Source organism: Brevibacillus laterosporus, from assembly GCA_007833815.1.
GTDB lineage: Bacteria > Bacillota > Bacilli > Brevibacillales > Brevibacillaceae > Brevibacillus_B > Brevibacillus_B laterosporus_D.
Window position 1 is genome coordinate 3018563 of record CP033464.1, and the last position, 23478, is coordinate 3042040.

Sequence of the window (23478 nt, forward strand, 5' to 3'; positions counted from 1 at the left end):
TTTTTTATACCCAAAAACAAGGAGGAATCCCATTAATGCTATTTACCTATGACTTTAAAGACCAAGTACGTGAATTATCCGCAGGTATCGATTTGATTATCAACGATTCACCTACGTTGCTAGGTTTGGTGGGTCTAAACGGTGAGCCACTAACGCAAACGAAATTTGAGTGGATGTCCGACAACCTTAACTCGAACCGCGCCAATGTAAAGGCGGACGCAACGGCTACGGATACCCAGTTGGTCGTAAATGATGGCGACGGGGAGAAATTCCGTATTAATGCAATCGTGGTAAGCGGCGAAGAGTACATGAAAGTTACTGCCGTTGCTGGCGATGAGGTCACGGTAAGTCGCGGTTTTGACGGGACTACAGCAGTCGCGCTAAAAGCCGGTGCCGAACTTCGAATTGTTGCTCGTCCACAATTGCAAGGCGCAGGCGTCGGTCAAGACGAAGGCCACGATCGCTATGTTGACGATAACTATACGCAAATCTATGAGCGTTATGCATCCGTATCCAATACGCAAATGGCTGTCCGTACCCATAACGTAACGAACGAGTTGAACTACCAAGTTGAACTTCGCTTGAAGGAAATGTCTCGCGAGATGAACGATACTTTGATCTACGGCCGTAAAATCATGGGTAACAAAGGCACGCCGAGCATGAGTGGTGGTCTCTTGTATTACGCGGATAAGAAAGGCGCAGCGAAAAAGAATCTTACTGGTAAAGAGATCGACGCCAAGGTAATCAACGACCTAATGGAAGAGGTTTATCTGCGTGGCGGTAACGTGAACACGATCCTTACAAATACAGCAGGCGCACGTCAATTTTCGAAACTAGCAACCAACACCATTCGTACAGAGCGCCAAGATACTGCTACTGGTCACCGTATCTCCACGTTCGTTTCCGACATCGTTGGCGGCGGTGAGGCGACTATCATCGTGGACCCTAACTTCCCGAAAAACAAAGTAGCGCTGTTTGATCGAAACATCTTGTCGATGCAAGCGTTGCAAGGTCGTGCGCTATACGACGTAGACGCAGGAGTACCGGGCGCGGACTTTGTAGCACGTCAGATTCGCGGTGAGTATGGCGTCAAGGTGAAGAACGCAAAAGAGAAAATCGCGATCCTCGAAAATATCTCCACCTCGGTATCGTAAGGAGGTAGCAGATGGCTAACTATAAAGCATCTCCTTTCTATGAAATTGATAGTGGCGATGTTCGCGTCAAGTTTGATTTCTTCGGCATGTATACAACTGAAAAGGCGGACCAGATTGCCACGCTAGACGAGTTAGTCCCTACGTGGATTAAACGCCTAGATTACGAAAAACAAACGGAGGAGCCCGCCACTCAGCCCGTCAAAAAGGGACGCGGCAAAGCCTCCGAATAATAACGGGGGTGTTACCGCATGACCTTATCAATCGAGGCCGCAGACGAATATATTGACGTAAATGTTATCGATATCGAGGATTGGACGGATTGTGACGAAGCGAGAAAACAACGGATAATTAACGTCGCATCACGTACATTAACGTCCACTTATCCGAAGTATACGATACCGGATGCGGCTGTGTACGAGTTTGCGACTGTGTTGGCTACGGCTTTCAATGACACGCTAAGACAGGCACAAAATGGAGTGAGTTCGTTCTCACTAACCGACGTAGGCTCATTTACCTTCCGCGACAAACCGAAAGAGCTTGCAGGTCTAATACCGCCAATAAGTCGTGAACTAATTGGGGCGGAAAACGACGTGAAGCTCGGAAGCCGTGGCGCAGGATGGAGTGTGTTATAGATGCCGATGGTATCAATGAATAACAAAATAAAGGTTTACCCTGCGTTGTTGGACGATGAGGGTAAGCCGCAAACAGACGAGTGGGATCGACCGGTTTACGGCGATCCTTTTTCGTTACGTTGCCGTATGCACGAAACAACGAAGCTAGTCCGAGCACAGACGAATCAAGGTGGTGTCCACGGCATAAATGCGCAGGAAGTCGTCTCTACCGCGCAGATATATTGCGATAAATTGGCGCCGATTGAGGAGGGCGATCGGATTGAGTTCGTCAACGAACGAGGGCGGATACGGACATATACGCCGATCTCAATAGAGATTAGACGATGGGTAAACGGTAAGCCGTTACTTACCGTGATCAACGTATAAGGAGGAGGTAGTTTGACGCGTTTAGATATCGACATTGACTTAAACGGGCTCCGAACTAGTGGCCAGCGGATCGCGTCGTTAATGCCTGCCTATCGGAAGAAGCTATTAGCTACGATGGGACGCGGCGCCAAGCGCGGTATGCACGATGTCCTTGACGAGTGGAAGGTGGAAGCAGTCGACCTAGCTCCGTTGGACAAAGGGTTGCTACGGCGCGGTATCCATACGAAAGTTACTGGTAAGAGCGCTAATCTTACGGCCACCATCCAATCATCAGCGGTGGAATCAAGCAATGGGCAGCGGTTTGACTACGCGTATTATCTCCACAACGTATACCCGGAGAAGTACGGCGACTCGTTTCAGAATCCGACCACGCCCGGCACCATTCCGAATTATCTCGAAAAGCCTGCGGAAGAGAACAAGGAACGATGGAAGCAGATGATTGAGGACGAAATCAAAGCAGAGATGTCACGGGCGGGCTATAACATCCGGTAGGAGGTGGAATACATGTCCGTTGTGACTGAATTGGAGTCGGTGGGCTCGTTCGTAAGCGCAGTCGTACCGAAAGTAGCGTTAAAATACGACGTGCCGAAGCAACCGACGAAAGACACGTTGGTTGTCCGGGTGCAGTCGTCCAGTCCCGAGTCTGAAACGCGCTACCATTATCGGATTGATCGCGATTACCAGATCGTAGTGTACGGCGTTGATTCAGCGTCTGCTCTAACGAAAATGGGCGACATTGAACGCGTTCTGAACGATAAAACAATGCTTATCCCCGTAAAAGGCTCGACGCGGTATATCCGTATCGGGGCTTTTTCTTTTTCCATGACGTTCGCGACAGAGGGCGGGTTATCCGCCTGCATTGCTGTGCTTTCTACGGAAGTACGTGAGGCACGGACGCAGGAACAGTACGACAAAATCATGCATGTATACGGGCGGATTGAAGCCCGATAAAAGGAGGTTACGCGATGGAATGGGACCAGATCACCATGCCGACCCGTCCCGGGCTTTATATGATGTACGTGGAAGCCGCGGCATCACAGATTCGCGGTGGAGCTCGTGGTATCGTAGCGATTCCACTTGTAAAGTACGGGGCGAAGGCGACAGAAAAAATGATTTACACGATTGAGACCGAAAAGCAGGCGGTCGACTTGTTTGGCGTTACTAACATCCAGTCGATTCGTTTCGTGTTGCAGGCTGGTGCAAAGCAAGTAATCGTATACACCTTGCCGAAGGAACAAACGGCAGAGTCATTTATTGAGATGCGCGAGTCTTTTGATACACGAGCATTTAACGTGTTTGTGTACGACGGGCCTGTGGATGTAGCCGAAATTGATGCGACAGTAGCGTGGACGAAACGCAATCGTAAGGAAGGCAAGCATTTCGTATATGTAACGGGTGGCACGGCGACCGACGATGCTGATCCGAAAGTAGGCAATGCGCGGAGTAAGAAGTTAGCGGACGATTACGTAGCTAACCTAATAACCGGCGGCGTGGTCAACGGTAAGGAATACCCGTCCTGTGAATACGCGGCGTATGTTGCTGGATTGATTGCAGGCACGCCGATCAACAAGTCGATTACGTACGCGAAATTACCGTTAGATGACGTTAATAAACGATTGACGAATGCGCAGATCGACGAAGCACTTGAAGCAGGCTCGCTGATCCTCGTACACAACGGTGACTACGTTCTCGTTGAGAAAGGGCAACTGACAAGCGGAGCTAAGATTCGTAAGATTCGCGGACGTCAGGCGATTAGTACGGACATTCCGAAGACGGCCGCGAGTGAGTACATCGGTAAGCTCGATAACAACCGAGACGGTCAGGCGGCACTTATTGCGGCGATCAAGGCGTACCTAGAACGTTTAGGCAAGGCGAACGTCTTAGAAGACCCCGTTGTGACGTTAGACCCCGAATTTGAATCGAAGGGAGATGCTGTATTTTTGTACATCGCTTACACGGAGACCGACAGTATGGAACGCATCTTTCTACGAATCCACGTATAAGGAGGTAACTATAAATGGGACGAAATTTACTAGAGTCCACCCGTACAATGAGTGGTTCGTTCGGTGAAATTTGGATGGACGGAGAGTGGTTGTCGAATTTTCATTTGGGAGAGGCATACGGCGATATACAATACGAAAAAGTGAAACGATCGGGTACTCGTAAATCAGGAAATAAGGCAATGAGTATCGAATACGCGGGAACCATTTCGGGTTATAAGGTAACCTCCGGTCTATCGCAAAGAGTTGGACAGATTAATGACGATCGTAAAGGTCCTTTTGTCTGTCAATTGATTATGAAAATTGATGATCCAGAGGCTTATGGCGCGGAAAGGGTACTGCTTAAGGGGGTTCAGTTCAACAAAATAGATATCTTTAAATTCGAACATGGGGCCCTCGTAGAAACTGAGTGGCCTTTTGTTTTTGAGGACTATGAGTATCTGGATGTAATTACACAAAACTAACGGACAGGTTCGATCCTGTCCTCTTTCTCTAAAAATAAAACTTTACGGAGGTAATCACATGAGTACTACACAGGAAGATGTTTTACGTTCACTTTTGGATACACCCGAATCTTATGAAGTTCCACATTATATCCCACGATTTAAAGTTAACTTCACACTAAAAGCACTAGACGAAAAAACAATTGAACATCTAAGGGAGCGTGCGATTTGGAAAGATAAATTTGATAACTCGAAGTTTAGACGTCTGATGATTGAAGCCGGTTGCGTCGTACCTAACTGGAAAGACCCTGTGTTGCTTGAAAAATACCAAACAATGGATGCTACAGATGTAATTCAGAAACGACTATTTGCAGGCGAAATTGAGTCGATGGCTGAGAAAATTGCCAGTATTTCCGGGTTCGGCCAAACGGAGCCTGAGCTAGTTGAAGACATAAAAAACTAATTAAGCAGGGGGGCGTTCTTACTTCCCTGCATTACCTATTTCAAGAACAAGGGCTCATGCCAGATGAGGTGCTAAAGAAACCTCGAATGGTGCGGGCTTTTCTTTATGCCTCATCTGCCGTAACGATGGAAGAACGAAGGGAGGCGGCTAGTCATGTTTGACCTCTTGGCTCGAATTAGGCTTGTTGACAATGCCAGTTCAGCGTTGGGTAGTATTACTGCCAAGTTGGGCACACTCGCCGCCGCCGCCGGTGCGACCGCCGTGGTCTTTAAGTCGGTGAACAAGGCAATGGATTTCGAAGCACAGCTTTCTTCTATACAAGCGTTAACGGGTGCGACCAATACAGAAATGGCAGCAATGCAGAAATTAGCGCTTGATATGGGTGCTAAAACGAAGTACAACGCTCTAGAGGCTGCACAGGGTATTGAGGAGCTACTAAAAGCAGGTCTTTCACCAGCGACTGTACAAGCGGGCGGGCTAGAAGCCGCGCTTAACCTCGCAACAGCCGGTGGTCTTGGGCTTGCGGAGGCCGCCGAAATCATGTCGACGTCGCTAAACGCGTATAAGGCTGACTCAATGACGGCGGCTAAAGCGTCCGATATTCTAGCCGGTACTGCGAATGCTTCCGCAACGGGCGTGTCAGACTTACGCTTCTCATTATCGGCTGTATCAGCGGTTGCCGCAGGTGTTGGCATGACATTCAAAGATACAAATATCGCGCTCGGTTTGTTTGCGAACAACGCATTAAAAGGTTCCGACGCAGGTACCTCGTTAAAAACGATGCTGATGAACTTGCAGCCGACGACTGACGACCAGATTGAACTATTTAAAAAGCTTGGTATCGTAACGAAAAACGGCGCCAACCAGTTTTACACGGCTAAAGGTAAACTAAAATCACTCGAAGAAATCTCCGGCACCTTGAATAAAGCGCTCGGGGGGCTTACGGATCAACAACGTATGCTGGCGCTAGAGACGATGTTCGGATCGGATGCTATACGAGCCGCCAACATCCTTTATAAAGAGGGTGCAAAGGGCGTTAAAGACTTTGAGCAGGAGATGCTGAAAGTTACCGCATTGGATGTCGCGAAGAAGAAAATGGACAACGCTTCTGGTGCAGTCGAGCAGTTGAGCGGCGCCTTGGAGACGATGCAAATTTCCGCAATGTTGCCGTTCATGCCAATTATAAAAAGGATTGCGCTAGGTGCAGCAGACTTCTCTGATAAAATTTCGCCATCGATTGTAAGCGCTATGGAAAGAGCGTCTAAAGGCGTTAGTAGTTTCATCGATGAGCTAGCAAAAGATACCACTTTTAAGAATTTAGAGTGGGGCGATGCTTTTATCTATGCTACCGACAAAGCATTCGACAAACTTAATGGATGGATTTCATCGAGTGGCGGTAATCAGTTAGACAAGGCAATCAGTAAGTTGGCAGAAATGGGAGCAAGCGCAGGGGCTGTTTTAGTTAGTGGAATGGGATCGACTGCTCTAGCAACTATTAAAGAAAATCCAATGATGGCACTGCTACTAGGAGGTTATGTAGGGCTCGCTGCTCCGGGTCCAATTCAGTTGAAAGCTATTTTAGGTCTAAGCGTTGCTGCCTCACCCCACGTGATGAAGCTAATAGATTGGCTACGGGGGTACAAACCAGAAGGGAGTATTGACATCCTCACCAACCTAGACCAGAAGGCTGCGGAGATGAGGGAAAAAGGACTAGACCCTTCTAAAACTCCGATCTATGGTGGTGGTACTTTAACTGGAACGGCTCCAGAAAAGTCATTCTCAGATAAAGTCTCCGATTGGATTGATAATATCGGACTACCAACTCCGGGAAGGCAAGAGGCGCCTAGTATAAGTAGTAGTCGTTACCATGGAATTGACTATGTTCCTAGAGATGGCATGACTTTTAGGTTGCATCAGGGAGAAAAGGTTATGACTGCTCAAGAAAACAAGCAGGGACAATCGTCAAAAGGAACTATTATTATCCCAAAATTAGCAGACCAGATTATAATACGCGAAGAAGCGGATATAGACTTGTTGACTAGAAAACTAACTATGTCCCTTGCAGAACAGTATTAGACTAATATTTGGGAACTGTGCTAAAATAATGGTAATTAATTGTTTGCGGAGGAGACTTGACATGAGCGATATGAAAGAGGATAAAATAAAAAGGCAATTTGATATCGATTATGATGAAGAGAATGTTAAATCGGATAACCGTCCTTTTTATGATCGCGGAATGTTTTGGGTCTCCGTAATCATGATTCTTGTACTAGTCACGTTTTTCTTTGTTCTACGTATTGATATCGTTTAGAAGGGAGACGATCTATACTGCCTAATACTATTCAATTCTGGCTGTCGTATAATAACGGAGCCGAACGATTACAACTTCCAGTCAATCCCGAATATATTCAAATCTCACAACAACATAGGTATGATGACGTACTAGTCTCGCATCTAGGCGAATTTACCATTATCGGTGACGCCAAGTTGCGGGACTTTTCTTTTTCCTCGTTCTTTCCTCGTGATTACCATTCATCTTATTGCGAATACGAAGGCGTTCCCGATCCGTGGGCAACCGTAGAGATGCTCGAAAGGTGGCGCGATTCCCGTAAACCGTGCCGATTGACCGTTACGGGAACTCCGATAAACTATGCGGTCACTATCCGTAGTTTCGAAATCGTACCCGAAAAACACGGAGCGCCGGGCGACATCTATTACGATATCGCGTTGAAAGAATACAAGTTCGTGAGTATTCGTCAGATTGATATGAGTGCGAAGAAAAGCGACGGAACGGCCAAGGTGAAGAAAACGGCCACACGGGGTGGTAAGAAAGACGTTCCGAAGCCGTATGTCGTGAAGAAAGGGGACTGCTTATCGGTGATTGCGGCAAGATACGGGCTTAAAACACGTGATGTCTACGCAAAGAATAAGGCCGTGGTAGGTCCCGATCCCAATCGAATCTATCCCGGTCAAAAGTTGGTGCTCGTATGACGTGGGAAGTTCACTATGACGGTGCGCCGATGCTTGTTCAGAGTACCACGTGGTCCGGTGACATTACGCAGCCCGCCCGTACGTTGGAAGTATCTTTTATTAATACGGGGGACGGCCGGAAAAAAGCCGTCCCCATCGAACTTGGCAAAGAACTACGACTCTACAGCAACGGGCGAGAATTATTCCGTGGTCTAACGTTTAAGCATAATATCAATGATCGCGGTGCTATGAGCGTTACTGCGTACGATGACAACATCTATCTCGCGAAGAATCAGGATACGCAGATATTTCGTAATATGAAAGCGAGTGGCATAGCGCAAAAACTATGTAAGCAATTCGGGATAGCCGTCGGTAAGATCGACGATACAGGCTACGTGATACCTAAGTTAGTATTCCGCAACAAATCGATATGGGACATGTTAATTACAGCGCTAACGGTTACGCAGAAGCAGACCGGAAGGCGCTTTTTTATTTGCTCGAAGGAAGGCAAGTTTCATCTCTTGTCGCGGAAAGAACAACCTGTACGGTGGGTGCTCGAAAACGGCGTCAATATACTAGATGCGTCATACTCGCAGTCAATCGAAGAACTACGCACACAGGTTAAAGTGACGGGCGGGGACGATAAGAAAAAGCCGTTGGTGGCTGTAGTCAAAAATGATGCACTCATACAGCGATTCGGTATTATGCAACACCTCGAAAGCGCCGACTCGGATAAGACTCGTTCGCAAATCGAGCAACTAGCGAAACAGCTACTAATAGACCTCGGTACCATTCACGACGAGGCGACAGTAAATGCTCTAGGAATAGATACGGTGTACGCGGGCGTCGGCGTCTATGTGCAGGAGTCTATGACGGAGATCATTGGAGGCTACTACGTTTCAGCCGATAATCATACGTTTGAAGGCAGTAAGCACACGATGTCACTCAAGTTAAGTGCTACAGACGACTTACCGACGTTGAAATACGATCCACCACCGGAAGACAAAGCGAAGAAAAAGAAAAATAAACGGAAGGGGAAAACGTCCATTGTCGACACAATCTTCAAAGCTACCGGAACCTAGTCGACTGGAAGGCGGGGGCCCGAGTCAGTTGCGGCAACTCATTAAACAAATCGGTTACAACAAAGACGTAGACATTGAACTCGGCACCGTTATCGCCCCTCCGCCTGCTATACGCGTCAAGGTTGATAATGACGAAAAGCTCGAATTGTTGGCGGAGGATTTGATTGTTGCCGAACATCTAACTCGACACACGCGTAAGGTTACTCTGACCAGTGAACGCGTGGATGAGAGTATGGCTACGGCAGGCTACACGCCGCATACGCATGATATTACATCGCTGGTCATTACGGGCGAGATCGAATTTACTGACGAACTGAAAGCCGGCGATCGCGTTATCATCCAGTCAATTAACGAAGGGCAGACGTACATCATACAGGATCGGGCGGTGTTATACGATGGCGCTTAGTCCGTTGCAACGACTAGAGGATCGGGTGATCCAATCGGAGCCAGACACACAGCCAACGTTAACCTATTCGCTAGACTTCAATACAGGCGATATCGGCGGCATGATCGATGGCGAAACGGCCGTTCGTCAATTTATTCGAAAAGCTATCATAACGGCGCGATTCCGGTTTCCGATCTATGACGGAGAGTACGGCTGTGAACTCGTAGACTTAATCGGGCAAGATTTGCCGATAGAACTTTTACGGTCGGAGATACCCCGCGTCATTACCGAGGCGTTAATTTATGACGATCGAATAGACGATGTGTACGATTTTGAGATAGAACGAGAGGCGGACAAATTGACCGTCTCTTTTTACGTTGATACAACGGATGGTTTGACGATAGAAACCGTGGAGGTGGTGTGAAATTGTCCTACGAGAACCAAACCCGAGACGTGATCCTCCAACGAATGCTTGATAATTCGCGACCGGATATAGATAAAAGACAAGGGGCAGTGACGTACGATCTGTCGGCTCCCGCGGCAATGGAGATTGAAGGCGCTTATCTTGAATTAGACGCAGTAATAGATAAGGCTATGCTAGATACGTCATATGACGATTACTTGACGGAAGTTTGTGCCGGATTCGGTATTGATCGAAAGCCTGTTATCAAAGCAACCGGACAAGTAACGTTTCAAGGTCATGATGGCACGTTTATTCAAGCCGGTACGCAAGTATCAACAGACGGGACGCTACCCGTCTTTTTTGTTGTGATCGAATCGGGTGTTATTACGAACGGAAAGCTTACGTTGGCGGCTGAAGCAAGAGACGGCGGAAGTTTGGGCAACGTCGAAATCGGAGCGATAAAGTTGACACAAGGCGACCTCACGGGAATTACGGACGTGACGAACGAGGTTGCGTTTCGGGGCGGAGTTGACGAAGAACCAGACGAAGAGCTGCGCGAACGATGCTACGATCGGCTTCGTAGACCAGTTACTAGCGGTAACATTCATCATTATCGGCAATGGGCGAAAGAGATCGCAGGTATCGGAGACGCGAAAGTATATCCTTTATGGAACGGGAATGGGACGGTCAAGGTCGCATTAATAGACGGTAACAAGCGGTCGCCGGTCGACTCCAAAGTTGCAGAGGTAGCGGCACATATCGAAAAGGTACGACCTATCGGGGCAACGGTCACTGTAGTGGGTGCGACCGAATTACCGATTAACGTTGAGTCTAAGTTGACACTACAGGCCGGGGCTTCTTTATCAACTATCAAGCCAGCGGTATCCAGAGCGTTAACCGAATATCTAAAAACAATCGCATTTAAGGAAAGCATCATTCGGTATTCGAGAATAGCAAACATACTCTTGGACGCTGAAGGTGTCATTGACTATGCGGGATTGAAGGTGAACGGAGGTACCTCTAACGTAGTCATACCGGATAGCTCGGTTGGAGTTCCGGGGACGGTGACGTTATCGTGATGGATCGAGATAGAAAGCGAAGTATGCTAGATTCGTTGCCGCCGTACTATACCGAGTCTACGGTAGTCGGTAATCTTCTCGAGCAGGAAGCTGCTGAACTAGATAGATTCAGTCATGCCGTAGACGACGCGACAGATCAACTCGTTATAAACACGGCAACGTGGGGTCTCGATCGATGGGAAGCGATATTTGATTTACCGAATAAAAAGTATGCGGACTTAACGTGGGATATCGTCACCGCGAACAGGCCTGTCTTTAACGCGTTAGACCAGTATACATGGGACGGGCTTTCAGAGGCCTCCGTTGTTTTAGTCCCAAACGAAGACCGTCGTTCCGCCATCCGAGCAAGATTACGCGGGACTGGGACAGTTACGAAAGAGATGTTGAAGAACGTGGTGGAGTCGTTTACGAACGGCGAAGTCGAGGTCATAGAGGATAACGAACATTATGCGGTCACCATTAAGTTTGTAAGTAACGTTGGGATACCTGCGAATTACGATGATGCAAAACGTGCTGTACTCGAAATCATCCCCGCACACATCGGCGTTGAATTTACGAACGAATACTCGATGTGGCAAGACGTAGGAAAAACCACGTGGGGCAATCTCGCTTCATATCCGTGGACTGACGTAAAAGGAGGAATGTGGAATGCCTAATCTAACGCCGCGTTTGAAGCTAAAAAAGCCTCTGCCCAATGAAGTAGCGGACATCGCTGTGCTAAACGAAAACTTTGATAAGATCGACCAGCAGATGTTAACGGTGGGCGAAAATAATCAAGCAGTTAACCCAATTACTGCGATTGAGCTAAAGGTAGATACGCGGACCATGCATTTAACGTATGTGAACGGAAGACTAACGAAAGTAGAGGAAAAGGACGGGGCTACCGTAGTCAAGACGACAACAATCGATTACACAACGGCAGGAAAAGCGAGTACGGTTCGTCAGATGGCGGGGAAAAGTACGGTTACTCAGACGTTGAACTACGGTACTAATGGGGCACTTTCTTCTGTCTCAAAGGCGGTGATCTAGGTGGACGCGGTAGGATACTCGCTTGCACAGAACTTTATTCCGTACCGGTGGCGTGAAGAATCGTCCTTTCCAATAGAAGAGGATTACGTAAGATCCGTGTGCCACGGCTCGTTGGTTTACTGCGTGAGTCGGACGCGTGTTCAGATATTTGACGTGACTACGAAAACGTGGAGGAACGGGGCCCCGCCGCCGCCGCCGAAGTCTTATTTTCCGGTGGACGCGGAGGTTCGCTTCGACATCGTTCTTTATAAAGATAGTATTTATTGGGTCGGAGGAACAATGGATGGTTACAAAGGGGCGTTCCATGTATACGACATAAAATCAGACAAATGGGAACAAGGACAAAATCCTTATGTAATAGATGCGGTCGCCTGTGAAGTCGTGGGCGATAAGTTGTACGTAATTTCTTCGGAGGGTCGCTCCTTGTGGTACGGGAAATCTTTTCTAGTTTACGATTTCTTAACCAGTACGTGGAATCCCACTGGCGACTTGATGGATACCGCGCTAGGAGAGTCAGCAACTTGTGCGATTGGGAGAAATATCTATATATGTGGTGGACGCAAGGATGCAACGAACAGCAACTATCTATCTAGTTGGATTTGGAAATTCGACACAGAACAAAATCGTGTAACTTATCAAACGAGCTTGATTATTGGTCGGACAAATGGCGCGGCAGTTGGGTTGAATGGTGAATTAGTCGTACTTGGAGGAGAGAACTTGCCGGTAACACAGTTGGGCAACGGATCGATTCTACAAGGCCCTAATTTCATATCTAAGTATTATGACGCTGTTTCGTATCAAGATGTCGCCTATGTATTCAACGGCAAAAAAGTCTATAGCTACGCAAATAGAAGCGCTGACCACGAGGCATTAATGGCTTGGTTAGCGATTACCGAGTAGGAGGTACAGATGAGCTCACAAAGGACTTCTAATTTAAGTTTACATGTATGGTCTGGTCAAGATATGTTTAGTCGTCAAGAATTCAACGACAATTTCAAAAGAATCGACGAACTCAAAGCACAAGACATTGCCCTAGAGAGCGGATCATTCACGGAAAGAACGGTGAAAGATGCGTTAGAAGGTTTAAAGTCTGGTGCCAGTGATGTTAAACAAAAGGTCGCTAGTGCAATCACTGGTAAAGGAGTACTTGCGTCGCCTACCGATACAGGTCCACAACTAGCGGCTAAAATAACGCAAATACCATCGGGTACAAATACCTCTGACGCGACTGCCACTGCATCCGATATCCTATCCGGAAAAACAGCATACGTTAAAGGTGTTAAGGTAACGGGTAATATTGTGAATAGAGGTTCGGGAGAGACAATAACGCCGGGTACCAGCGCAATCACCAGACAGGCGGGCTATTATAGCGGGAACATCACGGTAGCTGGCGACTCTAACTTGACTCCGAGTAATATCGCAAAGGGAAAGTCGATCTTTAATGTAGTAGGTACGTTAGATGTGGGTAAAAAGTGGGCAACGGGGAGACAGCGGCCTAGTGAATCGTTGGGCCCCAACGGCAGTACGTACTTTTTTCGAATCGAAGTTTCAAACCTAGAATTTACTCCAAGTTTGGTTACCGTCCGGATAAGGCTAAGACTTCGGTGGTCCAACATTCAGGGGACTGTAGCAGAGTATGAACTACCGGTTATTTACAGTAATGGTACTTTCGTAACGACTGGATATGAGAGCGGGGGGTCCGTCAAGGTTAATACCTACACGAACCCCTCTGAGATAACGCAAAAAGGCTTTGTTGTTGTTGTAACTAGCTCACAGAACGCGACAGAAATCTTAGAGGCTACTTGGCATGCGTTTGAATAAGGAGGTATAACATGAAACAAATTCCACGTAAAATATACTACGACAAGGGAACCGGCACTGTCTTGCTAGATACGGGCGAGAGTGTCGGTTCTGTTTTTGAAGAAACGGTAGAGCAAGGACTCGAATCCTACTCCGTATTAATCGGACGCGCCCCCGAAACGGTCGGCTGCGTACGTCTTGAATACGGACAGTACTCCGAATATTTTGCACAAGGGTACGCTTATCGGGTGAATGCGGAGACAGATAACGTTGAATGGGAAATCCCTCCAGTTGAGGAATCGGAGAATTAAGGGAGGGCGCGCATGGGAGAACACGATACCGTATCTATTTTACAAGACGTCCGCGAGCGCATGGTCCGGGTAGAAGAAAAGGTCGACCACTTATCACGTGACCGTGAAAAGCTCGATCAAGTGAGCGAAAAGGCACGGGATGCACTTGCGTTGGCCCAAGAAAACGCCCGTGACATTGCGGAAATCAAAGCGGACTCACGCCGAAGTTGGGGCGTGATCATCGGGATGGGAACGAGTTTTATCGGTTCCATCCTTTTTTATTTTCTTACGAAATGAGGTCGGTAACATGACGAAGCAGGAACGGTTAATCTCGTTGATTTCACCGCATGTAGTCGGGCGCTATCCGTGCGCGTCCGGCGTCATTGCGCAACTCATTCTCGAAGTCGGATGGGACCTACGTACGCCCCGCGATTTGGTAACGGGACGCGAATCGTATAATCTCGGCAATATCAAAGGAACGGGACCAGCCGGTAGCGTTACGATCTTGACCACGGAGTATTATTCGGCCACCGACGTAGCAAAGGCGAGGGCCAGCGGTGATCTGGTAAAGGTACTCGACGCGTCCGGCGCCAAGACGAAGGTGCAAGTAAAGGCGCGGTTCCGTGCGTACAACAATTACGGCGAGGCCATCGACGACCATTTCGCATTATTAAAGAATCCGCGCTACGTCAATGCGGGCGTATGGAAAGCGAAGACGCCGCGGGAGTTTGCAGAAGCGGTTAAGGGCGCGGGTTACGCAACCGATCCGAATTACGTTTCGTTGATTATGTCGATTGTAAACGGGAATCAGTTAACGCGGTTTGATAAGCCGGTCGCTCCGGCTGTACCCGTAAAGAAAATAGAGGAGGCGGTAGAATTGGCGTTGAAAGAATGGCAATTACAACTAGCGGATAAGTCGATCGATAGTCTCGCGGCAAAGTCGATGTTATCGGATGCGGCCGAGTGGAAGGAACGTTTACGGAAAGAACCGCAGAAAGTAATCGAGGATATGCCGTGGCTCGTCTTCGTACTGGCGGATCGAGTATCGGGTAAGGAGGGGGCGTAACATGGAATTTACGTATGATATCGCGACATTGGCCGCAATCGTGGCGGCATTGACGGGAATAGCGAAGGGATTCGGAATACCGACGAAGTATGCTCCGTTGGCTGCGATGGCGATTTCGGGCCTATTCGTGTTTCTACCGGATGGCGCGTTGAAGGCGAATCTATTGACTACGGTCGTGGTCGGGTTGACGGCGGCGGGTGCATATTCGTATGTGAAACCGGATAGTAATGAAGGAAAATCGAAATAGACTCTAGTTCACGTTGCAGCAGACCTTCAAGGTGAGACCACGTATAGCTCTCACTAATACAATAGAAAGAATAACTGCCCATTTATTGGCCTAACGGCTGGTAGGTGGGCGTTATTTTTTTTTGTTTTATAACAATATTTTCCCATTAATTTCTTGATTGCATGTTCTCATACCGTTCGCGTATAATAAGAACAAACGTTCTATATAAAACAGAAGGCGGCGGTCTCTATGCTAGACTTGTTTGTCGAGAAGGTAACCCCTATCTCGCGTATTCAACCAGATGATGCGCAGTATATCATACAAGAATCAATACTCAACACCAAGACCATTACTGGTTATATGGTCCGATCAAACAGGAACTCTGGATCGCGACTAAGGATTACGAACAAATCAAGCTATTGACGGACTGGAACTCGATCATAATCCGCGTCGATCAAATCGTTGACATCGTTGTATCACCTAACCTAGACTTGATAGATTGGCTATGGACGGAGGACGAGTTCTACTATGGAAAAACGAACAAAGCTTAACGACCTATTCGGCTCCATGCGTCTGGTACTGCCGGAGCATCGCGAATGGTACCTTAAACACCGAAGGGAATTATCGTTGTTGCCGAAGCCAGACCTCGATCACGACGAGATCATGGCGATCAATTATAAATTGACGGATAGTAAACGTTATTCATTCGAGTTAACCGTTACATACTGGCGTAGAGTGTCCGAAAATGGGGGCGAGTTTCAAACGGTGAAGGGCGTTGCTAAGGCGTTCGATACCGTTATGAAACAGGTTAGAATCGAGGAGGAAAACGGTGAATGGACGTGGTTGGATTTCGGGAATATTGCGTCCGTTACCGATTAGAATAGGAGAAGACCCGACAGCAGAGTCAATCCGCCATCGGGTCTCTTTATTTTTTAGGGGAAAGATTACTACTTGAGCATCACACTACCACGTTTTCTCTGAGTTCCCTTGTCTAATAAGGAAGTTACTGGGCTGGCTACTTCATGGTACTCTGAGAGGTCCTTCTTAGCGTATCGAACATATTGTTCCGTCATAGTAAGGGACGTGTGTCCTAGTATGCGCATAAGTGCGATGGGCTCGCCGTGTTGTCGAAGGAACTTAACCGCAAAGAAATGACGAAACGTATGGGGCGACACCCTTACGCCCTTTATCCCAACTTTCTTAGCGTATTTCTTTAGCATCTTTGAAAATGTATCAGCGAAGTATCTTTCGCCAAATTGAGTGAGCCAAAGATAATCATCTGGTTGCACATTCATGTAATTAATTAGTTTCTCGATCTCTTTTACTGTAATTGATGAGATAGGGATAGTCCTTGCTGTTTTCGTTTTAGATGTTTCGGCTCGAATTGTGATTTGTCTTAATCTGATATCCACGTCGGATATTTTTAAGTTTGTTAACTCACCGATACGGCATCCAGTATCACAAAGGACCAATATCATAACGTAGTCTCTCAAGCCCGTGTATATACGTTTATTTGGTGCTTCAAGTAATTTTAATACGTCCTCGTCTTTGAAGATTTCAAAAGTTTCCTTTTCCTGTGTTTGATACTTAATGTTGTTCATAGGTGAAGTTGAGATAACTCTCTCATTGACTAAATGGTTGAAGAATACTCGAAGATTACGTATATTATTATTCACAGTTCGAGCGGATAGCCCTTTCTTTCCGGTTGGGCTCATAGGATGGTCGTCCCATTTTTCCTTTTCGCATGTTAAGTAGGCTATATATTCGCGTATAATGTCAGGGGTGAATTTTGTGTATTCCCGTTTCTCTGCCCATTTCCTAAACTGCGCTAGGCACTGTGAGTATATCTCAATAGTTTTAGGTGAGCGGCGTTCCATCTTTTTAACTGCGAGAAATTCATCAATCAGCTTACCAAAATTAAGTTCTTTCATAGGTTCAGTACGGGACAAAAAGTTAAATTTAGCGGCCATAAACGGATCAAACCTTTCCAATAAATTTTGTCGACACGTTCCGATAAAGCAAACGCATAGTTTATTGGAGTGCAAAACTTACGCACCTGTTCACGCCTGATTTGACGGGCTTTTTAGACGAAGGCAAAACCAACGAATAGTGAGTTCATCGCAATGGTTGCGGATAAGCTGAGGCTTGAGCATAAGGCGTCATAATCTCAGTATTGGCGCCATTCTTGCGTAAATCTACCCGGAAAATTCTCGTAAGTTTAGCTTGTGGTTCGGTCGAGATTCCAATAAATTTTTTATCGTCATTGCGATAAAGTTGGTCTTTTCACCTCCGTATTTTTACGTAGGTAGTCGGAAAGATCGATTGATCCAAAGTGTACCCGAATATTTATTGTGAATCAACTTTAACTGGAAGATAAGTCAGAAAAATAGTAGAGTACCTTCACGGATAAACTCACGTGTAAAATTACGCTAGTCCTTCGGGGCTGGCGTTTTTTTTCATAAGTTCGCAATTTCTTGGAAAGGTTTTCCTTTTATTGGGAGGGAGGTGAATTATATGAACGTAGGAGAGCACGGAAACCCAACGTTTGGGCCAGTCGAAGGTAATTAGCATTTAAGGATCGGATTTTATCATTAAAATTAGGAGGATGGCGGCCACTATTAGATAAGAAATAGTAAAATAGAAAACTTGCAACGCGACCCAATATATACAATTACATAGGGACACGTGCCAAAGGTTATTCGAAGAAGAAAGGGGAACAATGTGCATACTCGCAGGGACATGGCGCCGTCTCACACCCGCCACAAATTTGCGATTACTTAACGCTTGGTCACGTAAATAAAACGAAAACGGATGTAGTACGATGACACATGTCCGTTATGTATTGAACGCGGCAAGACGTGGGAGGGCGACGATCCGCGCTGTGCTTTCGAATCCAACGTATTTTCGACCGGAAATTGGAACTGCACCACTACAACGAATTACAGGCATATCGGAAACTCAGTGAGTCTAATAGTGGTAAAAGCGTTAGCGTGGATGATCCTTCTGTACTTTGAATCAGGTAAGCTACAGATGGCGATTTAACACGCTGCTCAATATGTTAAATTCATTCTTTTTTACAATCATTGCCTTTCTGGGTATCCTTTTCTTGATTTCCTGGGAACACAACTCTCTCCCATTTAGTAAGGAAATAGCAAGAAAAAACAAAGAGGCCAATGCTCGCTAACACAGTTATCAATGCGGTCATATATATCCCTACCTCACCTAAACTATTATTTTTGCTTACGATATTTATTACGTCCGATAACTGGAAAAGTTCCAGAAATGTACAATACCTAAACTCAATGGAACATAGAGAGATTGAGTGCGGAAAGAATCAGCGAAACGTCTTCGTAAGGCACAACGTAAGAAAACGAAATGTTCAATAGGGCCACGCTCCTTTACGCCGAATTATAACGGGTGGAGTTGGGACAAAAAAGGAAGGTCAGACGGAGGGGATTTTGGAAAAAAAGAGGCCGTTTCCTAGGGGGAAATAACCTTTTGACAAAATATTATGATAGTTAATCAGAAAATATCTTCTTACGTTTAATACCCACAAATATTCCTACTACTCCAACTAAGCCGTACAAAGCAATCACGATATGGAAGGATGATACTGGTTCCGTTAAAAGGCGAAAACTCCATAAATGCCATCGGAAAATATAATTAACCCTCAGATCAATAGGATAATTAGTCTCATTTTTGTTTTCATCATGTGAACACATCAGAATGATTGTATCACATTTGAAGAGAAGGAGAACGTGAAATAACCGACCGACAAATAATTGACGCGAAAGTGGCGGAGTGCTTGGGATGGGAATCGTCGAGTATCTAAATTAAGGGGGAATGTAGCGGGATGATAATGGACAGATGTGTTTGCCATTACGAAAGTGAACCGCCTTACCCGTACTGAAAACGCGCCCATGAAAGCCTAATCGCTTGGCTCGAGCGTCGACTAGCGTATGCCGACTGTTATACTCTTCCGATTTATGTACGACAATTCAATCAGATGTGGGCGGAAGTGACCAAGCGGTTTATTGATGGATGCTTCCGTGAGTACAAGCCAACGCGACAGTACCCAACGTTGACCTTTACGTTTATGTATACGTACATGAGGGCGCCGGTGCTGGCGAGAGTGTTACGTGACGAGAAACGAGTATATGCGGATAACTCACAGAGTAATGAAGAGCTTACGGAGTGGTGGTAATTAAAAAGCCCGCCTTCTGGCGGACTGCTGACTAGTTACTATTTTTTTGGATAAATATCGAACCAGAATTCTTTTGTAATTCCTCCGTATTTAAACTCAAAATAACCCTCGCCTGATCTGTATGGTTCTATCCATGCATATTTTGAGCCCGGTTGTTTGTCATAATAAGCACCACCACTCTTGCCTATAGTTACGTCATTTGAAACCCATTTCGTTGTCCCATCTGAGAAATGTGCTTGTATGTAGATATCAGTGCGGTCTCCATAATAAACCTTGCGCTCACCAAGCTCAACAACCAACTCTGTTACCTGAGCTTGATCTGCTTGTACCTTACTTTCTAACTGAACTGTTGATGGGCTAGCTTCTGCGGCAAATACTGAAGGTGATGCTACTACACAAAGAGTTAAAACGGCAATAGTAGAGAGTAATGATTTCTTCAAAATATCCAACCCTTCCATAATTATACTTTTACAAGTGAAGATTACCATACTTTTTACATTAATTCAAAATTTTTATATATTTTTAAATAATTAGAGGTGATCGCCGAGTCTACTCGGCGGAAGGGGTTTCGCCAACGCTCACGACAATGGGCGGTGGGCACCGTGAACCCAACGGACGGAACCAGTATCAGTTATTGTTTGGATGCTAATTACGCTAAAGGCACGTCGCCGGGAGAAGTAGGGAAGGGACGTCGCACGCATGTAATGGAGGAAGCCCGCCCTGTTCTTACGCCTGATCGCGGAGAGAAGGGGCAGAACGGGCGCCGGCGTTCACACTAACGGCACAGGATCGGTACGGCGTAGCTCTCGGCTCATACCCGGGTTACCGAATACGTAAGCTAACGCCCCTCGAATGCTTCCGTTTACAGGGCTTCCCAGACACTTATTATCACGCGTTAAAGTCCATAGGTATCAGAGCGACTCGCAACTCTACAAAATGGCGGGCAATGCCGTAACTGTCAACGTAATAAGCACGATAGGTAGGCGTTTATTACCGTATCTTAGTGCAGAAATAAAGGAGGCGAGTGGCAGCCGTACCGTTTCATTGTTGCACAATCGTTCGCGGTTCCAATATGTAGAGTTCGATGAAGATGGCACCATAACGCAGGTCTCTATAGCAGATTCTGACGAACAAGTAGAGAAAGAAAAACAAAAACAGTCTAAAATGGCGGCATTTGCAAAGAAAGATATAGACAGGAAAGCACATGAACCATACTATGGTTATTATTATGTAGTCGATAAGAGTGGGAGCAATAAGTACTGGGATGTCGGGAATGGTAAAGTAGGAACCTATGTAAAACAAACATCAAGTAACAAAAGCGACTTGTTTGATTATGAGGATAAAGTTCTAGATTTAATTAAAGCTGAGGGTACGCTTATTGCAAACTCAACCGTTTCAGCCTCGGCATTTATGGCAAGTGTAAAAGGCATTAAATCAGGTTGGGGCGCTGATAGAATTATCGCTTTTCTCGGATCTGCTGGTTTTGGTATGGCAGCAGCTGTTAACGCTGCAGATGTGGTTATAATTGAGAGAAAAGCAGCACGTGCATTTGATATTATTTATGAAAAGTAGTGAGTGAAATGACAAAATACAATTGGGTTTTATTCCTTTTACCTTTGTATATATTTCTTAATCTAGCAATTCTACCTTTTCTTTTGAAGGGTAAATTCAAAAGGTTACGAAAAGTGCTCTATATTGTAAGCATTGTAGTAGCGTCGTTCTCGTTTATCATGTTTATATATTTTATCTATTATACAATGTCTTTTACTGTTTTTTAAACTATTACATTGGTAATCGCGGTAGTAGCACTGGTTATCTCGATCGCCGCCGTGAAAAATCGCAAGTAGTCGTCGGATACACCGGCGGCTTTTTGTATATATGGAAGGATTTCGTAGGCGAGGAGGTGGATATGATGAAAACTAATAGACACGGTACAGACCCAAATTGGGACTCAGGCCCACGTTGGAAAACGGCTCCTGATTGGTACGTAGACCCCGGCTATTAATATTAGGAGGTTACGCGACATGACTAATCCAGAATGGGATGCAGACCCGGGTTATTAATCGAAGGAGGGTGTTACTTATGACGGAACCAGATTGGATTTTTGACCCCGGTTGGGACGCAGACCCCGGACATTGAACAAGGGAGGAACCGCGATATGATCTACGATATGAATTGGCATGCGATCCTCAAGGTATTATTAATTGGCTCGACGATGCCGGCTATTAATCGAAGGAGGCTACAGAGTATGACCGAACCAGAATGGGCAGTGCAACGTAATTGCAATACGGGCGATCCGGGTTATGTCGACGATCCCGGTTATTAATATCACCGAAGGGGTGCGCTATATGACAGAATCTGATTGGACAAAACAACGTTTTAATGACGGTGGAATCGGCTGGTAAGCAGCCACTTTTACCACGATGTACGCGGACCAGAGTAGTACGGAGTTGCTACTACGCTTAGTCTCGTGGGAGCCGGATTCATGTCGGGGTGTACACTTGACGTGGTTGGCGCTGGCAATCCGACCTTTCGGGCTACGAGCGCTAGAGGATTGCCAAGACGTGATTCGGAAAGAAGGCGGGCAGCCGATAACATGGCGAAGATGCGGTAGAGAAGACGCTCGGAAAGTGTTACGGTAAATTTTACTGGTAAATAAGACTTATGTACTTAGACTTACTAATAAGACTTAAAAAGATACCGCCTCAATCAGTCACTCTTATATAAAAGATAGAGACATGAGGAAGAGTTAGACGAGACCTAGGTATAGTAAGTACATTTGATCGCGTAGGTACTTGAAAGCATATTAGAAGAAGTGAAAGATAGATTGGAATAGGAGATGATCGCTTTCAATCCATTTAGTGAACTAGGTTGGTACCACGTACCATTACTCCTAATTGGAGCGTCGTTGGAATTTATTGCGGACAAGTACCGTGAGTGGAGATATAAAAGGTAACAGGCCGGGGCTTATTCGGCGACCGCCCTGTTTTTAAATTTAGTAAAGACAAATTAAAGAAGGGTATAAGTCATCTTCTGCTATGAAATTTTAAACAATCTCGAAAATTATCATGGCACCTTCTGTTGCATCGGACATTATCGTAACCTATTCTGAAGCGACAGAAACTTGAGCATCTTCGCCATTCTCTTATACAAATATCACGCCGGGTAGGACGACGTGGAGAGTATGGGTCTGATAGGAAATAAGGATCATCGTATGAGTTCGGATGTCCGTCATACTGTACTTGTTGAATAATTGTCTTGCTATTTTTTCTCATCATGTTTCCACCCCTATTTTGGAAGTAACACGCCTTTTATAGTAAATGACGGTATGCCCTGTCCTGACTAAACGGATCGACGGGGTGCTTCACCCAAATGCAGATGCGGCAATCACGGAAGGGAACACGGCGGCGGCTAAACTACTGTATCAGCAAGTCGGATTACTTACGGATAAGGTTGAGGTTAAGACGAAGAATACCGGAGAGGTGCCGGACATTGACGAGTTGAAACGGATGGTCGCTGAAATGGACGAGTAGACGGGGCCATTTCGAATCAGGCCCACAATTTCCACCAACTCGCGACATCGAACGGCTAGCCAAATACTACCTTGGCCGTAAGATTTTCGACGGCAAGCAGGCGGAAGTACTCGAACGTGCAACCGAAATCCTAAAGGATACGCCGAACGCCCCCTAATTGTCGAAGCTTTATATCGCGGTTAGCTTGATGGACGTACTACTGACAAAGCCAGCCGACTTGATGTTCGGTGAACCACCTTCGTATGAATCAGGTAAGCCAGACGCTTCCATCGAGTCTTTCTTTTGGACTTTTCTGGTACATTTTAGTAAAAAAATGCTTGATTTTTTGAATAGATCAAAATTAAAGCTTTTAT

The 23478-nt window shown here is 46.2% G+C and carries 28 protein-coding genes and 5 pseudogenes; 31 read left to right on the forward strand and 2 right to left on the reverse strand.

The genetic code is table 11. The features are described 5' to 3' along the window. Positions 1–35: 35 nt before the first annotated feature. The 25 genes and pseudogenes from EEL30_15800 to EEL30_15920 all read left to right on the forward strand — a co-directional run bounded on the left by EEL30_15800 (position 36) and on the right by EEL30_15920 (position 16267). On the forward strand, positions 36–1154 hold the full coding sequence (locus EEL30_15800; protein ID QDX93631.1) for a hypothetical protein: 1119 nt from the start codon (positions 36–38) through the stop codon (positions 1152–1154). A gap of 11 nt (positions 1155–1165) precedes the next feature. After that, positions 1166–1384: a hypothetical protein gene (locus EEL30_15805; GenBank protein ID QDX93632.1), complete on the forward strand. Its 219-nt coding sequence runs from the start codon at positions 1166–1168 to the stop codon at positions 1382–1384. A gap of 18 nt (positions 1385–1402) precedes the next feature. Continuing rightward, the gene (locus tag EEL30_15810) at positions 1403–1786 is read left to right on the forward strand and encodes a hypothetical protein (protein ID QDX93633.1); all 384 of its coding nucleotides are present in this window, start codon (positions 1403–1405) and stop codon (positions 1784–1786) included. Continuing rightward, on the forward strand, positions 1787–2152 hold the full coding sequence (locus tag EEL30_15815; GenBank protein ID QDX93634.1) for a hypothetical protein: 366 nt from the start codon (positions 1787–1789) through the stop codon (positions 2150–2152). A gap of 12 nt (positions 2153–2164) precedes the next feature. Continuing rightward, complete coding sequence (locus tag EEL30_15820) at positions 2165–2644, forward strand: HK97 gp10 family phage protein (GenBank protein ID QDX93635.1); 480 nt, start codon at positions 2165–2167, stop codon at positions 2642–2644. A 12-nt stretch (positions 2645–2656) separates the two neighbouring features. Further along, the gene (locus EEL30_15825) at positions 2657–3103 is read left to right on the forward strand and encodes a hypothetical protein (protein ID QDX93636.1); all 447 of its coding nucleotides are present in this window, start codon (positions 2657–2659) and stop codon (positions 3101–3103) included. Between the two features lie 14 nt (positions 3104–3117). Beyond that, on the forward strand, positions 3118–4155 hold the full coding sequence (locus EEL30_15830) for a phage tail sheath protein (GenBank protein QDX93637.1): 1038 nt from the start codon (positions 3118–3120) through the stop codon (positions 4153–4155). Positions 4156–4169: 14 nt separating this feature from the next. Continuing rightward, positions 4170–4616 carry a phage portal protein gene (locus EEL30_15835; GenBank protein QDX93638.1) on the forward strand — a complete coding sequence of 149 codons (447 nt, stop codon included), beginning with the start codon at positions 4170–4172 and terminating at the stop codon, positions 4614–4616. A 58-nt stretch (positions 4617–4674) separates the two neighbouring features. After that, the gene (locus EEL30_15840) at positions 4675–5058 is read left to right on the forward strand and encodes a hypothetical protein (GenBank protein QDX93639.1); all 384 of its coding nucleotides are present in this window, start codon (positions 4675–4677) and stop codon (positions 5056–5058) included. Between the two features lie 153 nt (positions 5059–5211). Further along, positions 5212–7134, forward strand: a complete 1923-nt coding sequence (locus EEL30_15845; protein ID QDX93640.1) for a phage tail tape measure protein — start codon at positions 5212–5214, stop codon at positions 7132–7134. A gap of 252 nt (positions 7135–7386) precedes the next feature. After that, positions 7387–8049, forward strand: coding sequence for a LysM peptidoglycan-binding domain-containing protein (locus tag EEL30_15850; protein QDX93641.1), 663 nt, complete (start codon positions 7387–7389; stop codon positions 8047–8049). Continuing rightward, positions 8046–9110 (forward strand): hypothetical protein, encoded by a 1065-nt coding sequence (locus tag EEL30_15855; GenBank protein QDX93642.1) that lies wholly within the window; start codon positions 8046–8048, stop codon positions 9108–9110. The genes EEL30_15850 and EEL30_15855 overlap by 4 nt, the downstream gene beginning before the upstream one ends. Next, the gene (locus tag EEL30_15860; GenBank protein QDX93643.1) at positions 9076–9516 is read left to right on the forward strand and encodes a DUF2577 domain-containing protein; all 441 of its coding nucleotides are present in this window, start codon (positions 9076–9078) and stop codon (positions 9514–9516) included. Before EEL30_15855 ends, EEL30_15860 begins: the two co-directional genes overlap by 35 nt. Continuing rightward, positions 9506–9919, forward strand: a complete 414-nt coding sequence (locus EEL30_15865) for a DUF2634 domain-containing protein (protein QDX93644.1) — start codon at positions 9506–9508, stop codon at positions 9917–9919. The genes EEL30_15860 and EEL30_15865 overlap by 11 nt, the downstream gene beginning before the upstream one ends. A 2-nt stretch (positions 9920–9921) precedes the next feature. Beyond that, the gene (locus EEL30_15870) at positions 9922–10977 is read left to right on the forward strand and encodes a baseplate J/gp47 family protein (protein ID QDX93645.1); all 1056 of its coding nucleotides are present in this window, start codon (positions 9922–9924) and stop codon (positions 10975–10977) included. Continuing rightward, positions 10977–11633 (forward strand): DUF2313 domain-containing protein, encoded by a 657-nt coding sequence (locus tag EEL30_15875; GenBank protein ID QDX93646.1) that lies wholly within the window; start codon positions 10977–10979, stop codon positions 11631–11633. Before EEL30_15870 ends, EEL30_15875 begins: the two co-directional genes overlap by 1 nt. Further along, positions 11626–12006, forward strand: a complete 381-nt coding sequence (locus tag EEL30_15880; GenBank protein QDX93647.1) for a hypothetical protein — start codon at positions 11626–11628, stop codon at positions 12004–12006. The genes EEL30_15875 and EEL30_15880 overlap by 8 nt, the downstream gene beginning before the upstream one ends. Next, positions 12007–12906, forward strand: a complete 900-nt coding sequence (locus EEL30_15885) for a hypothetical protein (GenBank protein QDX93648.1) — start codon at positions 12007–12009, stop codon at positions 12904–12906. Positions 12907–12915: 9 nt separating this feature from the next. Then, the gene (locus EEL30_15890) at positions 12916–13827 is read left to right on the forward strand and encodes a hypothetical protein (GenBank protein QDX93649.1); all 912 of its coding nucleotides are present in this window, start codon (positions 12916–12918) and stop codon (positions 13825–13827) included. An 11-nt stretch (positions 13828–13838) separates the two neighbouring features. After that, a complete protein-coding gene (locus EEL30_15895; GenBank protein ID QDX93650.1) occupies positions 13839–14117 on the forward strand; it encodes a hypothetical protein in 279 nt (92 codons plus the stop codon). Positions 14118–14129: 12 nt separating this feature from the next. Beyond that, complete coding sequence (locus EEL30_15900) at positions 14130–14393, forward strand: holin (protein QDX93651.1); 264 nt, start codon at positions 14130–14132, stop codon at positions 14391–14393. A gap of 10 nt (positions 14394–14403) precedes the next feature. Next, positions 14404–15162: a mannosyl-glycoendo-beta-N-acetylglucosaminidase gene (locus EEL30_15905; GenBank protein ID QDX93652.1), complete on the forward strand. Its 759-nt coding sequence runs from the start codon at positions 14404–14406 to the stop codon at positions 15160–15162. A gap of 1 nt (position 15163) precedes the next feature. Next, complete coding sequence (locus EEL30_15910; protein QDX93653.1) at positions 15164–15409, forward strand: hypothetical protein; 246 nt, start codon at positions 15164–15166, stop codon at positions 15407–15409. A gap of 237 nt (positions 15410–15646) precedes the next feature. Next, positions 15647–15939, forward strand: a pseudogene (locus tag EEL30_15915) (hypothetical protein). After that, positions 15917–16267: a YolD-like family protein gene (locus tag EEL30_15920; protein ID QDX93654.1), complete on the forward strand. Its 351-nt coding sequence runs from the start codon at positions 15917–15919 to the stop codon at positions 16265–16267. The pseudogene EEL30_15915 and the gene EEL30_15920 overlap by 23 nt, the downstream one beginning before the upstream one ends. Positions 16268–16335: 68 nt before the next feature. On the opposite strand, the gene EEL30_15925 is transcribed toward EEL30_15920, so the two are convergent. Further along, on the reverse strand, positions 16336–17358 hold the full coding sequence (locus EEL30_15925; GenBank protein ID QDX95788.1) for an integrase: 1023 nt from the start codon (positions 17356–17358) through the stop codon (positions 16336–16338). 117 nt (positions 17359–17475) lie between these two features. Between EEL30_15925 and EEL30_15930 the strand changes: the two are divergent. Both EEL30_15930 and EEL30_15935 read left to right on the forward strand, forming a co-directional pair. Further along, positions 17476–17553: pseudogene (locus tag EEL30_15930) on the forward strand (stage 0 sporulation protein A). A gap of 1850 nt (positions 17554–19403) precedes the next feature. Further along, positions 19404–19592 (forward strand): annotated as a pseudogene (locus EEL30_15935) (hypothetical protein). Positions 19593–19630: 38 nt separating this feature from the next. On the opposite strand, the gene EEL30_15940 reads toward EEL30_15935, so the two are convergent. After that, positions 19631–20050, reverse strand: coding sequence for a hypothetical protein (locus tag EEL30_15940; GenBank protein QDX93655.1), 420 nt, complete (start codon positions 20048–20050; stop codon positions 19631–19633). Positions 20051–20296: 246 nt separating this feature from the next. Here EEL30_15940 and EEL30_15945 point away from each other — a divergent pair. The 4 genes and pseudogenes from EEL30_15945 (at position 20297) to EEL30_15960 (ending at position 23393) form a co-directional block, all read left to right on the forward strand. Then, positions 20297–21164: pseudogene (locus EEL30_15945) on the forward strand (hypothetical protein). A gap of 532 nt (positions 21165–21696) precedes the next feature. Continuing rightward, positions 21697–21918, forward strand: coding sequence for a hypothetical protein (locus tag EEL30_15950; GenBank protein QDX93656.1), 222 nt, complete (start codon positions 21697–21699; stop codon positions 21916–21918). A 994-nt stretch (positions 21919–22912) separates the two neighbouring features. Further along, positions 22913–23125: a hypothetical protein gene (locus EEL30_15955; protein QDX93657.1), complete on the forward strand. Its 213-nt coding sequence runs from the start codon at positions 22913–22915 to the stop codon at positions 23123–23125. After that, positions 23109–23393: pseudogene (locus EEL30_15960) on the forward strand (portal protein). Before EEL30_15955 ends, EEL30_15960 begins: the two are co-directional and overlap by 17 nt. Positions 23394–23478: the final 85 nt, after the last annotated feature.

What these genes read in the sequence shown, in the direction of transcription:
- EEL30_15805 (QDX93632.1), top strand. Translation starts at nt 1,166, where the DNA reads ATGGCTAACTATAAAGCATCTCCTTTCTATGAAATTGATAGTGGCGAT.
- EEL30_15865 (QDX93644.1), top strand. Translation starts at nt 9,506, where the DNA reads ATGGCGCTTAGTCCGTTGCAACGACTAGAGGATCGGGTGATCCAATCG.
- EEL30_15895 (QDX93650.1), top strand. Translation starts at nt 13,839, where the DNA reads ATGAAACAAATTCCACGTAAAATATACTACGACAAGGGAACCGGCACT.
- EEL30_15955 (QDX93657.1), top strand. Translation starts at nt 22,913, where the DNA reads ATGACGGTATGCCCTGTCCTGACTAAACGGATCGACGGGGTGCTTCAC.
- EEL30_15890 (QDX93649.1), top strand. Translation starts at nt 12,916, where the DNA reads ATGAGCTCACAAAGGACTTCTAATTTAAGTTTACATGTATGGTCTGGT.
- EEL30_15900 (QDX93651.1), top strand. Translation starts at nt 14,130, where the DNA reads ATGGGAGAACACGATACCGTATCTATTTTACAAGACGTCCGCGAGCGC.
- EEL30_15925 (QDX95788.1), bottom strand. Translation starts at nt 17,358, where the DNA reads ATGGCCGCTAAATTTAACTTTTTGTCCCGTACTGAACCTATGAAAGAA.
- EEL30_15875 (QDX93646.1), top strand. Translation starts at nt 10,977, where the DNA reads ATGGATCGAGATAGAAAGCGAAGTATGCTAGATTCGTTGCCGCCGTAC.
- EEL30_15800 (QDX93631.1), top strand. Translation starts at nt 36, where the DNA reads ATGCTATTTACCTATGACTTTAAAGACCAAGTACGTGAATTATCCGCA.
- EEL30_15940 (QDX93655.1), bottom strand. Translation starts at nt 20,050, where the DNA reads ATGGAAGGGTTGGATATTTTGAAGAAATCATTACTCTCTACTATTGCC.
- EEL30_15855 (QDX93642.1), top strand. Translation starts at nt 8,046, where the DNA reads ATGACGTGGGAAGTTCACTATGACGGTGCGCCGATGCTTGTTCAGAGT.
- EEL30_15910 (QDX93653.1), top strand. Translation starts at nt 15,164, where the DNA reads ATGGAATTTACGTATGATATCGCGACATTGGCCGCAATCGTGGCGGCA.
- EEL30_15880 (QDX93647.1), top strand. Translation starts at nt 11,626, where the DNA reads ATGCCTAATCTAACGCCGCGTTTGAAGCTAAAAAAGCCTCTGCCCAAT.
- EEL30_15830 (QDX93637.1), top strand. Translation starts at nt 3,118, where the DNA reads ATGGAATGGGACCAGATCACCATGCCGACCCGTCCCGGGCTTTATATG.
- EEL30_15845 (QDX93640.1), top strand. Translation starts at nt 5,212, where the DNA reads ATGTTTGACCTCTTGGCTCGAATTAGGCTTGTTGACAATGCCAGTTCA.
- EEL30_15840 (QDX93639.1), top strand. Translation starts at nt 4,675, where the DNA reads ATGAGTACTACACAGGAAGATGTTTTACGTTCACTTTTGGATACACCC.
- EEL30_15825 (QDX93636.1), top strand. Translation starts at nt 2,657, where the DNA reads ATGTCCGTTGTGACTGAATTGGAGTCGGTGGGCTCGTTCGTAAGCGCA.
- EEL30_15905 (QDX93652.1), top strand. Translation starts at nt 14,404, where the DNA reads ATGACGAAGCAGGAACGGTTAATCTCGTTGATTTCACCGCATGTAGTC.
- EEL30_15835 (QDX93638.1), top strand. Translation starts at nt 4,170, where the DNA reads ATGGGACGAAATTTACTAGAGTCCACCCGTACAATGAGTGGTTCGTTC.
- EEL30_15810 (QDX93633.1), top strand. Translation starts at nt 1,403, where the DNA reads ATGACCTTATCAATCGAGGCCGCAGACGAATATATTGACGTAAATGTT.
- EEL30_15815 (QDX93634.1), top strand. Translation starts at nt 1,787, where the DNA reads ATGCCGATGGTATCAATGAATAACAAAATAAAGGTTTACCCTGCGTTG.
- EEL30_15920 (QDX93654.1), top strand. Translation starts at nt 15,917, where the DNA reads ATGGAAAAACGAACAAAGCTTAACGACCTATTCGGCTCCATGCGTCTG.